At 38.1% G+C, this 13,771-nt stretch carries 11 protein-coding genes; 3 read left to right on the forward strand and 8 right to left on the reverse strand.

The genetic code is table 11. From position 1 onward, the window contains the following. Positions 1–418 precede the first annotated feature (418 nt). The 5 genes from GILLI_RS15375 to GILLI_RS15395 are packed head-to-tail and all read right to left on the reverse strand — an operon-like array spanning position 419 to position 3,586. Positions 419–1,222 carry a TPM domain-containing protein gene (locus GILLI_RS15375; RefSeq protein ID WP_006990041.1) on the reverse strand — a complete coding sequence of 268 codons (804 nt, stop codon included), beginning with the start codon at positions 1,220–1,222 and terminating at the stop codon, positions 419–421. Then, positions 1,223–1,663: a TPM domain-containing protein gene (locus GILLI_RS15380; RefSeq protein ID WP_006990042.1), complete on the reverse strand. Its 441-nt coding sequence runs from the start codon at positions 1,661–1,663 to the stop codon at positions 1,223–1,225. It lies immediately after the preceding gene. An 18-nt stretch (positions 1,664–1,681) separates the two neighbouring features. Further along, on the reverse strand, positions 1,682–2,278 hold the full coding sequence (locus GILLI_RS15385; protein ID WP_006990043.1) for a LemA family protein: 597 nt from the start codon (positions 2,276–2,278) through the stop codon (positions 1,682–1,684). Between the two features lies 1 nt (position 2,279). After that, positions 2,280–2,609 (reverse strand): MerR family transcriptional regulator, encoded by a 330-nt coding sequence (locus tag GILLI_RS15390; protein ID WP_006990044.1) that lies wholly within the window; start codon positions 2,607–2,609, stop codon positions 2,280–2,282. Next, a complete protein-coding gene (locus tag GILLI_RS15395) occupies positions 2,609–3,586 on the reverse strand; it encodes a M23 family metallopeptidase (RefSeq protein WP_006990045.1) in 978 nt (325 codons plus the stop codon). The genes GILLI_RS15390 and GILLI_RS15395 overlap by 1 nt, the downstream gene beginning before the upstream one ends. Positions 3,587–3,720: 134 nt before the next feature. On the opposite strand from GILLI_RS15395, the gene alaS reads away from it, so the two are divergent. The 3 genes from alaS to GILLI_RS15410 all read left to right on the forward strand — a co-directional run bounded on the left by alaS (position 3,721) and on the right by GILLI_RS15410 (position 8,866). After that, on the forward strand, positions 3,721–6,366 hold the full coding sequence (gene alaS, locus GILLI_RS15400; protein WP_006990046.1) for an alanine--tRNA ligase: 2,646 nt from the start codon (positions 3,721–3,723) through the stop codon (positions 6,364–6,366). Positions 6,367–6,425: 59 nt separating this feature from the next. Continuing rightward, a complete protein-coding gene (locus GILLI_RS15405; RefSeq protein WP_006990047.1) occupies positions 6,426–7,382 on the forward strand; it encodes a GSCFA domain-containing protein in 957 nt (318 codons plus the stop codon). Between the two features lie 869 nt (positions 7,383–8,251). Continuing rightward, on the forward strand, positions 8,252–8,866 hold the full coding sequence (locus tag GILLI_RS15410) for a DUF4230 domain-containing protein (RefSeq protein ID WP_006990048.1): 615 nt from the start codon (positions 8,252–8,254) through the stop codon (positions 8,864–8,866). A gap of 417 nt (positions 8,867–9,283) precedes the next feature. On the opposite strand, the gene GILLI_RS15415 is transcribed toward GILLI_RS15410, so the two are convergent. From GILLI_RS15415 to GILLI_RS15425, 3 genes are all read right to left on the reverse strand, one after another. Next, positions 9,284–11,041, reverse strand: a complete 1,758-nt coding sequence (locus GILLI_RS15415; RefSeq protein WP_006990049.1) for an aromatic amino acid hydroxylase — start codon at positions 11,039–11,041, stop codon at positions 9,284–9,286. Positions 11,042–11,167: 126 nt separating this feature from the next. After that, the gene (locus tag GILLI_RS15420) at positions 11,168–11,707 is read right to left on the reverse strand and encodes a DUF4136 domain-containing protein (protein ID WP_006990050.1); all 540 of its coding nucleotides are present in this window, start codon (positions 11,705–11,707) and stop codon (positions 11,168–11,170) included. Positions 11,708–11,731: 24 nt separating this feature from the next. Further along, the gene (locus GILLI_RS15425) at positions 11,732–13,759 is read right to left on the reverse strand and encodes a urocanate hydratase (RefSeq protein ID WP_006990051.1); all 2,028 of its coding nucleotides are present in this window, start codon (positions 13,757–13,759) and stop codon (positions 11,732–11,734) included. Positions 13,760–13,771 lie beyond the last annotated feature (12 nt).

Consider the following 13,771-nt stretch of genomic DNA (forward strand, 5'->3'; position numbering starts at 1 on the left):
TTACCTTTCAATTTTCTGCCCAGGATTTTAAAATTTCAGGTAATATCCTGAATAAGGAATCCAATCAACCTTTGGAAGCTGCAACTATTTATGTAGAGAAATCTACAGATAGTAGTTTGGTAAGTTATACGATATCAGAAAAAGATGGGGATTTTGTACTTAGCGGAAATTCTTCAGCAAAAAAATGAATTTATTTTTTTCATTTACAGGATTTCAAACCTACCGGCGAAGCGTTTCTTTGGAGGAAAATGTTACTTATACCTAAGGAACCATCCAAATGGAAACCGAAGATAATGGGCTGGGGAGAGTATCGTGCCTGGTCTTCACCAGATAAATAAAAGAGCTGAAGCCCCCATCATTTCAATTCTTTATCCTAATCTCAAGTCTTTGGGTGAGTGATATTGGGGGTGAGCCTTTATTACCAGCTTCCACCGGCTCCACCGCCGCCAAATCCGCCGCCGCCAAAACCTCCACCGAAGCCTCCGCCGCCACCGCCAAAGCCACCACTTGAGCTACCTCCGCCAAAACCACCACGGCCTAAACTGCTTAAAATGATTACATCCAATAAAGAACCACCAAAGCCGCGTTTGCTTCCGGGGCCACCATTATTACCTTTATTTTTGCGCACAAGGGAAACTATGAATACAAGGAATATTACCCCAAGGATTAATACCTGAAACGGAATTCCCTGTGATCCTTGTCGTTGCTTAGGGGAACCCTGAAAAGTGCCGCTCAATACCTCGAATATGGCAGAAGTGCCTTTGTCCAGTCCACTGTAATAATCGTTGTTTCTAAATTCTGGAAGGATAATATTCTCAATAATATCTTTGGTATTGGCATCGGTTAAATATTCTTCCAGCCCATACCCGGTGGTGATCCATATTTTTTTGTCTTTTTCAGACATCAGGATCAAGAGGCCATTATCTTCTTTTTCCTGGCCAATTCCCCATTCCTGCGCCCATTCCGGAGCATAAAGACCAATATATTCCCCTTCCAGGGATTCTATGGTTGCAATTACTATTTGAATAGAAGTAGTGTCGGCGTAATTGATAAGCTTTTGTTCCAGCCTTTGTTCATCAGTAGCAGAAAAAATATCGGCTTCATCATAAACGCTGGTTTCAAGTTTTGGCTTTGCTGGAATATCCCTTTGTGCAAATCCAGATAAAGAAAAGGCTGCTATTAATAGAAATGTAACTAGAAAGTTTCTTTGAAATTGTAGCATTTATTCTTTTGAAATATTATTGGGAAGTTCATTTTTATTGCCTTCACTCCAGGGGAAATGAGTTTGTAACTGTCCCCCGGCTTTTAGAATACCATCTATGAGCCCCTGTTTGTAATTGCCAGCCTTAAATTGAGCAACAATCGCGTCTTTGGTGCTTTCCCAAAAATCTGCCGGAACTACCTCATTGATACCCCTGTCTCCGTATATCACGAAATCCCGGTCTTCTACAGCAACATAGATCAATACTCCATTATCCAGTTTGGTGTTGTCCATTTTCAAAAGGTGGAATACTTCCATAGCACGTTCAAAAATATCCTGCTCTCCGTGCGTTTTTTCTATATGAACCCTTATTTCTCCTGAAGTAGATTTTTCAGCCATTCTTATAGCTTCAACAACTTCCTCTTCTCCTTTTTTAGATAAGAAATCTTCAATTTTGCTCATAATTTTTGTTTTTTTCTTTTAAAAATCGAAATCAACATCGGGTGCATCCTCAGAACCTGCGTCGGCTTCAAAACGTACCATTTGATCAAATCCAAACCATCCTGCAAAAATCGAATTAGGGAAGGTCCGGATGTAGGTATTATAATCTGTAACTGCTTCATTATATCTGTTTCGAGCTACATTTATCCGATTCTCGGTGCCTTCCAGTTGTGATTGTAACTGAAGGAAGTTTTGATTAGCTTTAATATCAGGATAGCGCTCCACGGTAACCAATAATCTGGATAGCGCAGAAGAAACCTGCCCCTGTGCCTGTTGGAATTGTTGCATTTGTTCCGGCGTGATGTTGGAAGGATCTATTGTAATACCTGTAGCTTTTGATCTTGCTTCAATGACATCGGTAAGTGTACCTCTTTCAAAATCGGCTGCGCCCTGGACGGTTTTTACCAGATTAGTGATTAGATCATTCCTCCTTTGGTAAGAGCTTTCCACATTAGACCACGTTAACCGGGCATTTTCCTGTTTGGTGATTGCAGTATTGTTAAATCCTACTGTAAGACTGTAAATAATGATCCCTAATACAGCGATCGCGATTACGGGAATAAGCCATTTTTTCATGTTATAATTGGTTTTTGATGTTGGTGAGTTCAGCTTTAATGCTTTGCAGTTTTCGAATAATTTCAAAGTTAGTAAGAGTTTTTTTCTTTTCCTCTTTTAAATGGATTTTTGCACCTTCCAGAGTGAAACCACGTTCCTTCACAAGATGAAAGATAAGTTCCAGGTTCCTGATATCCTGAGGAGTAAATAAGCGATTGCCTTTGGCATTTTTTTTTGGCTTTAAGGCATCAAATTCCTTTTCCCAAAAGCGGATTAGAGATGTGTTAACGCCAAAAGCCTCGGCTACCTCACCAATTGCATAATAGCGTTTTTCGGGAAGATTTATATACATTAATCCAAAGATTGGTTTTCCTGCTGTGATTTTTCCAGTACCTCATCAAACTCTTCAGGAGAAAGGTTTCCGTAGTAAAAGTTAATAGGATTGATACGGTCTTCATCTTTAAAGATTTCATAATGGAGATGAGGAGCTTCAGACCTTCCTGTACTACCAACAAAACCTATGACATCGCCACGTTTAACCCTTTGCCCAACCCGCACATTATATTTATATAAATGCGCATAAAGACTGGTATACCCATATCCATGATCTATCCGGATGTGATTACCATATCCTGTAGAACGGTTATCTGCCCGCTCAATTCTCCCATTTCCTGTAGCATATATAGGTGTACCACGGGGCGCGCTAAAATCCATGCCGTAATGGAATTTTCTCACCTTGGTGAATGGGTCACTTCTCCAACCATAGCCGGAGGCGATCCTTTTTAAATTTTCATTTTTCACAGGTTGAATTGCAGGAATGGATGCGAGTAAATTTTCCTTTTCCTTTGCTAGGACAGCGATTTCATCCAGGGACTTGGACTGAACCACTATTTGTTTGGAAAGAATATCCATTCTTTTATTGGTTTCAGTGATGAGCTTCGAATTTTCAAATCCTTCCAGGTTTCTGTATCTGTTAATACCTCCAAAACCTGCTTTTCTTTGTTCTTCAGGGATAGGGTTTGCTTCAAAATACAGCCTGTAAATATTATTATCCCGGTCCTCTACATTGGAGAGCACATCCTGGATTTGATCCATTTTTTTATTGAGCATTCCGTATTGAAGTTGCATATTTTCCAACTCCCGTTTCAGTGCTTTTTCCTTTGGAGTTTCAATAAGCGGTATATTCAGGTAGATTACCAATAAGACAAAACCTGCTAAAAAAGTTCCAACAATACCAAGGAATACAATTCCCAGCCTTCGGCCTTTCTTTTGCTCAATTTTTTGGTAAGAAAGCGTTTCGCTATCGTAATAATATTTAACCTTCGCCATAAATTAAAAATATACTATTTTTGCTGATATAATCTTGTGCAAAAACCTTGCAGAAGTTTAAGAGAAACGAACAAATATAAAAATTGTTTTCTCAACCTACACAATTTAATAATTTTTAGACCTTTTCCGGCCATATGAAATCTAAAGAGATACGATCTACATACCTCGAATTTTTTAAATCCAAATCACACGTACTTGTTCCATCTGCACCTATGGTTATTAAGGATGATCCCAGCCTTATGTTTACCAATGCAGGGATGAACCAATTTAAGGAATATTTTTTAGGAAATACTACACCAAAATTTTCCAGAGCAACCGATACCCAAAAATGTTTACGGGTAAGCGGAAAACATAATGATCTGGAAGAAGTAGGGATGGATACGTATCACCATACCATGTTTGAAATGCTGGGCAACTGGAGTTTTGGTAATCCTGAAGGAAAACAGATCAACGGAGTTGGGGGTTATTTTAAGAAAGAAGCCATTCATTGGGCATGGGAGTTGTTGACCGAGGTTTTTAAGATAGATAAAAGTATTTTATATGTTTCGGTTTTTGAAGGAAGCGAGGATGATAAACTCGAAATGGATAGTGAAGCGCTGGATCTTTGGAAGGCTATAGTTCCGGAAGATCGTATCATTTATGGTAATAAAAAGGATAATTTCTGGGAAATGGGCGATCAGGGTCCGTGCGGGCCAAGTTCAGAAATCCACGTAGATATCCGATCGGATGCTGAAAAAGCCAGGGTACCGGGAAGGGACCTTGTAAATGCAGATCATCCCCAGGTTGTAGAGATCTGGAATTTGGTTTTTATAGAATTTAACAGAAAAGCCGATGCTTCTCTTGAAAAACTCCCTGCAAGACACGTTGATACGGGCATGGGTTTTGAGCGGTTGTGTATGGTGTTACAGAATAAAAAATCCAATTACGATACCGATGTTTTTACTCCGCTCATTCAGCAAATTGAAAAAGTAACAAATTCCCAATACGGAAAAAACGATAAAACAGATATCGCAATTCGTGTAATCGCGGATCATGTAAGAGCGGTAACTTTCTCTATCGCCGATGGACAATTACCCAGCAATACAGGAGCAGGCTATGTAATAAGAAGAATATTACGTAGAGCTATTCGCTACGGATTCACATTTTTGGACACTAAAGAACCTTTCATTTATAAGCTTATAGAAACTTTAAGCTCCCAAATGGGGGAGGCGTTTCCCGAACTTATGTCTCAAAAGACGCTTTGCGAAAATGTGATTCGGGAAGAAGAGCAATCCTTTTTAAGAACGCTGGATCTGGGGCTTGTTTTGCTTGATAATATTATAGAAGTTACCCCGGGAAAAACCGTTTCCGGAAAAAAGGCTTTTGAATTATATGATACTTTTGGTTTTCCAATAGATCTTACTGCACTTATCCTACGGGAACGTGGATATTATCTAGATGAAAAAGAATTCAATGCCGAATTGCAAAAGCAAAAAGTAAGATCCCGTGCGGCATCTGTGGTTATTTCCGGTGACTGGCAAATCCTTGGTAAGGAGGAAGGAGTGCCTTTTATTGGTTATGATGCAATGGAAGCTGATGTAAAAATTACCCGTATTAGGAAGGTGGAAAGCAAAAAAGAAGGTGAATTATATCAGTTGGTATTTAATAAAACTCCGTTTTATCCCGAAGGGGGAGGACAGGTAGGAGATAAAGGTTCTCTAATAGCTCCCGATGAAAAGATTATTAAGATCCTTGATACCAGAAAGGAAAACAACCTGATTATTCATTTTACTAAAAAATTACCTTCAGATACTTCTGCAATTTTAAAAACTCAGGTAAATAAAACAAAGCGACTTCAAACGCAGGCAAATCATTCTGCAACACATTTATTGCACCAGGCATTAAGAATTTTCCTTGGCGACCATGTGGAGCAAAAAGGTTCTATGGTGAGTAGTGATCATTTAAGATTTGACTTTTCTCATTTCAGCAAACTTTCTTCGGAAGAATTAAAACAGGTGGAGGATTTTGTGAATGACAAGATACGCGAGCAACTCCCGCTTATAGAACAACGAAATATGGCTTTTCAGGAAGCGCTGGATCAGGGAGCTATTGCTTTATTTGGTGAAAAATACGGAGATTCTGTAAGAGCGATAAAATTTGGGGACTCCATGGAACTTTGTGGAGGAACCCATGTTCAAAACACCGGTGATATCTGGTTTTTCAAAATTATTTCAGAAGGTGCTGTTGCAGCTGGTATTAGAAGAATTGAAGCTATTACCGGAGATGCCGTAAAAGAACATTTTACAGAACAAACCGAAACATTAAATAAAATTAAGGCAGAATTAAAAAATGCCAGCGAACCGGTAAAAGCGATTAGTTCTTTACAGAATGAAAACGTCAACCTTAAAAAGCAGGTAGAGTCTTTGATGCGGGACAAAGCGAAAAATCTTAAAGCTGAATTGCAAGAGGAGTTAACAGAGGTGAATGGAATTTCTTTCCTGGCTAAAAAAGTGGATATCGATGCCGGAGGGATAAAAGATCTTGCTTTTCAATTAGGGGAAAAAACAAATAACCTATTTTTACTACTGGCTTCAGAACAGGATGGGAAAGCTGTGCTTTCCTGCTATATTTCCAAAGAACTCGTTGTAGAAAAAGGATTAAATGCAGGAAAAGTGGTAAAAGATCTTGGGAAATACATTCAGGGTGGTGGTGGTGGCCAGCCATTTTTTGCTACGGCAGGCGGGAAAAATCCATCCGGAATCCAGGATGCATTGGATAAGGCAAAATCTTTTATAGAATAAGGTAGAACAAAACCTCAATGTCCTGCAAATTTGGGATTGTGTGGTTTAATTAATTTTCAATGCAGTTTAGAACCCAGTTTTCAATAGATTCTCAGGAACCAAAAATAGATCATACATCCAGGATCTTTTTGACCGGATCCTGTTTTGTGGAGAACATTGGGGCAAAGCTGGATTATTACAAATTTCAAAATCTTCAGAATCCTTTCGGAATATTATTTCACCCCGCAGCGATTGAAAAATTTATTACCAATGCGGTAAACGAAAATCAATACAGCCGGGAGGACATTTTTTTCCATAATGAACGCTGGCATTGTTTTGATGCCCATTCGGCCCTTAGCAGTCCGGATGAAGTAGCTTTGCTGAAAAGCCTCAATAGGAACCTTCAGAAAACACGGGAGTATCTTCAGGAATCCACTCATGTAATCATAACTCTTGGAACGTCCTGGGTTTATAGAAATATGAGTTCAGCTGAAACCGTTGCAAATTGCCATAAACTTCCGCAGAAAAATTTTTCCAAAGAGATCACGGGAGTGGAACAAATTTACAATCACTTGAAATCAACAATTTCGGCAATTAAGCGTGTGAATTCTCAAGCAGAAATCGTATTCACAATTTCACCGGTACGGCACCTTAAGGATGGCGTAATTCAAAACCAGCGCAGTAAAGCACATTTGATTGCGGCTTTACATAAAGTAATGGAAACACAGGGAAAATATGGTTTGGCAAGTTATTTTCCGGCTTATGAACTAATGATGGACGATTTAAGGGATTATAGATTCTATACTGAGGATATGTTGCACCCCAATGATACCGCTATTGAATATATATGGCAGAAATTTGTTGATTCCCGAATTTCTCCTGAAAGCGTTCCTCTTTTAAAAGAAATTGAATCTATTCAAAAAAGCCTGAAACACAAGGCTTTTAATAGCGACTCTGAATCTCATAAAAATTTTCGGAAGTCTCTTGAAACAAAGATTCACCAACTTCAAAAAAAATATCCTCATTTAAATTTTTAAAACCACCAATGTATTGAATTCCCCCCGATGTGCCGGACCGTCCTGTTCGGGCGGGATTTTATCGAAATCCTGCATATATCTTCTTTTAATATAGCTCCTGAGCTTGCTCCGAGTCGATTTAATATCCGGGGTTTCAAATATTTTTGTCTCTACTTATTAAACTTTGTAATCTTTTTGGCTATCCTTAAAGCTATGAGGATAGATTTATTGGTTAATTAAACAAGAAAAATTGACGGCCAGACCGTCTATTACGATATTTTTTCTTAAAATTTTAGGTTGATAATTTTCACAATTATTTATAGGTCAGATATTTACGTTTTTAAAAATATAATTATAATACCATTAGTTTACCTTTAATGCTAAAATTTAAATAAAACTAAACTTGGAATTATTAACAAATTGTTTATAAGTTAGGTGTATAAGGGAGGAAAATTATACAATATGAATAATTAAATGTGTTTAAATGCGTATTGTTTATTATTTTTGGATTTTATTATATTTTTAATATAATAATGTATTTACTGTTAATGTATGTTAATGTTCATATTTTGGCAAAATAATTGATAAAATGAAATGTATAAGTGTTATGCGTACTATTATGTATTATTTAAAATATGTAAAAATTTGTTGCACGTGAAGAATTTTTTTGTACATTTAAACTTGTTATGAAACTATAAGCAAAATCAATTAGTTGGATTTGAATAAAAGTCATAACAAAGTTTCTAAAATTTGTTGGGGTAGATTTTAGAAGAAATGACAAATGGACGGGTGGGGCCGTCCATTTGTGCGTTTTAAAGTTAAGGTTTTCATCAATTCTTTTAAACTTTCACCTTTTATTTGAATTCGTATCTTTGCTTAAAATTTGAACTATGAGGAAGCTTCTTCCTGTTGTTCTTTTGGGCTTAGTGATCTTTTTTGCCTGGAAGTATTTTGAGAATAAAAGTATAGAAAGGGATCGGCTTGAGGAAAGTACGGACCTCATCCAGAAACAGATAAGAAACGTTGGAAAGCTTGTAGTTACAGAAGGTAATTTTGCTCAGGTATTTTCTTATAATGACTCTAAAAAGTTTTATCTGGATGTTTTTTCAGCTAGAAAAAAGGCGCTTATTATCGTTAATGCAGATGTAACTGTGGCTTACGATTTAAGTAAACTAAAAACCCGGGTAAATCCGGAAACCAAAACGGTAACCATTACTTACATTCCTGAGGAGGAGATTTCAATCAATCCTAATATCCAGTATTATGATGTTACCCAGGATTATTTAAACCAGTTTGAAGCCAAAGATTATAATAAAATTCAGGAACGAATTAAAAAATCATTGATGGGTAAGATCGAAAATTCCTCTTTAAAGTCCAATGCAAAAAACCGATTGATAAGCGAGCTTCAAAAAATTTATATTCTTACAAATTCTATGGGATGGACCCTTGAATATGAAGGCAATCAAATTGAGAGTTCAGACGCATTGGAATCGATCAAACTATAATTCTGGTTTGGTTCTATTAATTTCCTGCCAGTCTTATATATTTTTCTTAGAAAAGCGCATTTGCTGAGAATTCAATTAAGTGACCTTTTTGCACTTAAATTGATAATAACGCTTATAATCATATAATATTTAACAGTATTATTTCTAGAGTATTTAAATTAACACGGAATTTACATTAAAATAATTTCAATTGAGTTCAATTATTTCCGAATTTATTTATTTTTATACCGATTCTAAAGTATCATTATATGATTATTGGTTTTATTTGAGAATCAGTTTTCTGAAATTTATTGGGGTAGATTTTAGAATTAAAAAGTAAATGGACGGGTGGGGCCGTCCATTTACTTTTTTTTATTTTTAGGTTTTTCTTCCTGATTTTATCCGTTTAATAAACCAGTAGTTATTACCGGTTAGAAATTAATGGGTTAGTAATTTGGATTCTATCATTTCAATCCCGCCATATATTAAATGGGCTATTTTGGGCCGTGAAGCTTTTACCCTACTCAGATGTTCTTTTATTTCGGTTGCAAATTTTGGATCCCTGTCTGCTACCAATTCATAGACTTCTATGGCAAGCAGCCAGTCCTTTGGGTGGTGTTTTTTTGCAATATCAAAAGCAGCTTGCAGGGAGAACTTTGTATTCTCTCCATTTCGGATATTTTTTACCGAAAGATATAGTGATTCCAATTCTTCCTTTTCTGCAGTTTTCTTACTTTTAATAGTTGTACTTGAAGGCTTATGGGTAATCAAGTCAAAGGATTTAGGATCTGCAGGTCCTGCAAATGCTGAAATGATAGATTTCCCAATCGCCATATCATAGTTTCCCCATTCGGGTTTAAATAAAATTTCGTCCTTGTACTGCACTGTGCAGTTTTTAAGACTTATCAAAATGATTTTTCCCTGCAGGTTTCTGCTTCCGGTAATTATCTCTCCTTTTACTGTCACGCCCCCTTCAAATTCAAAAGTGATATTCTCTCCTTCGTAGATGTCGTAAGCGCGTAAATCCCGCGGGCTCATATCTTCTATTGAGAGGTTGATCCCTTTAAGTTTGCCAAGAGGAGAACCAAAACCATCCGGATGATTATGAATACCGTGCCCTACAAGCTCTTTTTCCCGGGAAGAAAGTGCGGTTTTTCCTTTAGTTTGAAAATAAACAGGATGACCATGGTCTATCAGGACTCTTGAGAATTCCCCGGATATTTGTATTCCTGTACTCAACTCTATAGTGCCTAGATTTTTTGAATTAACGAGTTTTTGAAGTCCTTCCAATCCACCGGTTCGCAAGGCCATTGTATTGGCGAATTCTTCCAGAACCAGGCTTAAATGGGCAAAATCCGGAGTGACATATAATTGCGGTTGTGGTTTTGTAATGTCAAAATCCTGTGTTGATGCCTCCAGGGTATAAGGGATTTTCTTAACTTTATTTGTCATGCACCATGCGCTTTCCCCTATAGAAGACAGTAAGCCGGCTCCATAAATTTTTGGATCATCAAGAGTTCCAATCAAACCATATTCCACCGTCCACCAGTGGAGATTTCTAATTTGAGCCATCTCACTTTGTTCTCCCATGTTATTCTGAAGAAAATCGACTCTTTCTTCAGCTTTGCTTATCTCTTCATCCGGTGTATCTTCAGCCTCCTTTATTATGGATAAATGCCTGATGGCTTCATACATCTCATAATCTCTTGCGCTGGAAATTGCTTTGCAGCCTATCTCTCCAAATCTCCGCAGATATTCGGCGTATTCAGGGTTAGCGATAATAGGAGCGTGTCCTGCGCCTTCATGAATAATATCCGGGGCAGGTGTATATTCAATATGATCCAACTGTCGAATATCACTTGCTATAACTAAAACATTATACGCCTGAAATTCCATAAATGCTGCCGGCGGAATAAAACCGTCAACCGCTACAGCTGACCAGCCAATTTCTTTTAAAATTCGGTTCATCCCATACATATTGGGGATGCTGTCAATGGAAATTCCTGTTTGTTTTAGCCCTTCTAAATAAGACTTATGTGCCACCTTGCTCAGGTACTCCACATTTTTGCGCATTACATAGCGCCAAACGGCCTGATTTATGGCGTTGTACTCGTCGTAATTTTGCGGTTTGATGAATTGTTTTAAATGGGCTGGCAGCCTGTCTAAAATTTCATTTGATTCTATATTTTCTAACATAATTAAAAGGTCTTATCCAATTCATAAAGATACAAAACAGGAAGGAAATTTTTTAAAATCAAAGAGATCCGATTTAGCAGAGTTTCTGAGCATAAAAAAAACCTCCCGAAGGAGGCTTTGAAATTCTTATTTTTCTGCTCCCGGAGGGTATTTTTCCATTATTTTACCTACAATTTCATTGATACGCTCCTGTTTGCGATTCACATCTTTTGCAAGGGCTGCAGTTCCCATTCCCTGCCATACAAGTTCCTTTCCTTCTGCATCTATAAGGTCAAGATATAATGTTCCTTCACTGGTGGTGCTAACAGTATTCCTTCCAGCTCCCCAGTACCAAGGGTTCCATCCCCAACCATAATAACCAAACATATTGTCCTGATAGATATTTATATTCTCGTTTGTTTTGGTGAAAATACTCACCAAAAGATCAGGATCTTCAGATTTTACAAAACCTTTGGCCATCATTTCACTTTCGATAGCGCGTAGGATCCTTTTTTTATCCAGATCGGAAATTTCTGCCTTGTCAATTCCCGGTTTAAAGAATGCAAAGGATTTGTATTTGCCAAAATCGACTGTCTGGTCATAATCTGATGCAACCTGAACAGTGCTACAGGAAGTGATTACAACTGATAGCAGAAGAAGCACGGACGTGATTTTAAAGATTTTCATAAATATTTGTTTTAGGTTTATAGTCTAATCTAAAAATAAGGAATCTTCAACAATATTAGGCATTGTGATTTTAAGTTTCTGCTCAATTTCCATTGCACGATTCGCCGAGAAAATAGCCTCTTTATTTCGGGCCCAGGAACGTCTGGCCAAACCATTGGTCACATCCCAAAATAACATAGAACGCAACTTATCTTCAGATGCTTTAGAGCCATCAAGAACCATACCGAATCCCCCATTAATAACCTCTCCCCAGCCAACGCCACCGCCATTATGAATGCTCACCCAGGTAGCTCCGCGAAAGCTGTCCCCAATAACGTTCTGTATAGCCATATCGGCTGTAAATTGGGAGCCGTCATAAATATTGGAGGTTTCTCTGTAGGGAGAATCGGTTCCGGAAACATCATGGTGATCTCTTCCAAGGATCACAGGACCCGCAAAAGAACCATTAGCTATGGCATCGTTAAATGCCTTTGCGATTTCAATTCTTCCAACAGCATCCGCATATAAGATCCTGGCTTTGGAACCAACGACCAGTTTGTTGTGTTTAGCATTTTTTATCCAGTGGATATTATCCTGAAGCTGGGACTGGATCTCTGCCGGTGCATTTTCTTTAAGCTTTTGCAAAACCCCGGCAGCAATAGCATCGGTTTTATCGAGATCTTCCTCCAAACCTGAAGCGCAAACCCATCTAAAAGGACCAAAACCATAATCAAAACACATTGGTCCCATAATATCCTGTACATAGGAAGGATATGCCCAATTTGTATTGTCTTCATCTACTTCCGTGGAACTTACAAACTCTCCATTCTTATCTTTAAAAATTTTGGATCCAGCCCGTGAGGCCTCCAGTAAAAAGGCATTTCCATAATCAAAGAAATAGGTACCTTTTTTAGAATGTTTATTTATTGCCTCGGTTTGTCGCCGGAGACTTTCCTGCACTTTCTTTTTAAATTTATCCGGATTCTTCGCCATCATTTCATTGGATTCCTCGAGACTCATTCCCATAGGATAATATCCGCCTGCCCAAGGGTTATGAAGGGAGGTCTGGTCACTTCCCAAATCTATATAAATATCTTCTTTGTCAAAATGTTCCCATATTTCGACTATATTCCCTTGATAGGCCAGGGAAACCGATTCCTTATTTGCTATGGCAATTTTAACCCTTTGAGTAAGTTGGTCTAGATCTGTAAATACTTCATCTACCCAGCCCTGACTATTTCTTGTGTTCACCGCCTTGGGATTAACTTCGGCACAAACAGTTATACATCCTGCAATATTTCCGGCTTTAGGTTGTGCTCCGCTCATTCCCCCAAGTCCGGAAGTGACAAAAAGTGCCCCGTCTTCCTGTTTTTTGGAGATTTTCCTCAAAGCATTTAATACCGTTATAGTCGTTCCATGAACGATTCCCTGCGGGCCGATATACATATAACTTCCTGCGGTCATTTGTCCATATTGGGTAACCCCAAGCGCATTGAATTTTTCCCAGTCGTCCGGTTTTGAGTAATTAGGGATCATCATACCGTTGGTAACCACAACCCTGGGCGCATTGGTGTGTGAAGGAAAAAGTCCCATAGGATGCCCGGAATAAATTACCAGAGTTTGGTCATCTTCCATATCTGATAAATATTTCATCACCAGTAAATACTGAGCCCAGTTTTGAAATACCGCTCCGTTACCGCCATAAGTAATCAATTCTTCCGGATGTTGCGCAACATTGGGATCCAGGTTATTCTGGATCATAAGCATTATGGCCTTTGCCTGAATACACTTCCCTGGATATTCCTCTATTGGCCGGGCGTAGATCTTATAACCGGGCATAAAACGATACATATAGATTCTTCCGTAGGTTTCCAGTTCATTTCTAAATTCCGGAAGAAGTACAGGATGATGTTTTGGATCAAAATAGCGCAGCGCATTTTTTAGGGCAAGGATTTTTTCCTTTTTGGTGAGAATATCTTTCCGTTTAGGAGCGTGATTAACGGAGGTGTCGTATGGTTTTATGGTTGGTAATTCATCAGGAATTCCCTGTGAAAACTGTTCTTTAAAATTCATGAATTATGTTTT

Source organism: Gillisia limnaea DSM 15749, from assembly GCF_000243235.1.
Taxonomy (GTDB): Bacteria; Bacteroidota; Bacteroidia; order Flavobacteriales; family Flavobacteriaceae; genus Gillisia; species Gillisia limnaea.

Coding starts and splice junctions, on each gene's coding strand:
- alaS (WP_006990046.1), top strand. CDS start 3,721: ATGAAATCTAAAGAGATACGATCTACATACCTCGAATTTTTTAAATCC.
- GILLI_RS15390 (WP_006990044.1), bottom strand. CDS start 2,609: ATGTATATAAATCTTCCCGAAAAACGCTATTATGCAATTGGTGAGGTA.
- GILLI_RS15420 (WP_006990050.1), bottom strand. CDS start 11,707: ATGAAAATCTTTAAAATCACGTCCGTGCTTCTTCTGCTATCAGTTGTA.
- GILLI_RS15425 (WP_006990051.1), bottom strand. CDS start 13,759: ATGAATTTTAAAGAACAGTTTTCACAGGGAATTCCTGATGAATTACCA.
- GILLI_RS15405 (WP_006990047.1), top strand. CDS start 6,426: ATGCAGTTTAGAACCCAGTTTTCAATAGATTCTCAGGAACCAAAAATA.
- GILLI_RS15375 (WP_006990041.1), bottom strand. CDS start 1,222: ATGCTACAATTTCAAAGAAACTTTCTAGTTACATTTCTATTAATAGCA.
- GILLI_RS15410 (WP_006990048.1), top strand. CDS start 8,252: ATGAGGAAGCTTCTTCCTGTTGTTCTTTTGGGCTTAGTGATCTTTTTT.
- GILLI_RS15395 (WP_006990045.1), bottom strand. CDS start 3,586: ATGGCGAAGGTTAAATATTATTACGATAGCGAAACGCTTTCTTACCAA.
- GILLI_RS15380 (WP_006990042.1), bottom strand. CDS start 1,663: ATGAGCAAAATTGAAGATTTCTTATCTAAAAAAGGAGAAGAGGAAGTT.
- GILLI_RS15385 (WP_006990043.1), bottom strand. CDS start 2,278: ATGAAAAAATGGCTTATTCCCGTAATCGCGATCGCTGTATTAGGGATC.
- GILLI_RS15415 (WP_006990049.1), bottom strand. CDS start 11,041: ATGTTAGAAAATATAGAATCAAATGAAATTTTAGACAGGCTGCCAGCC.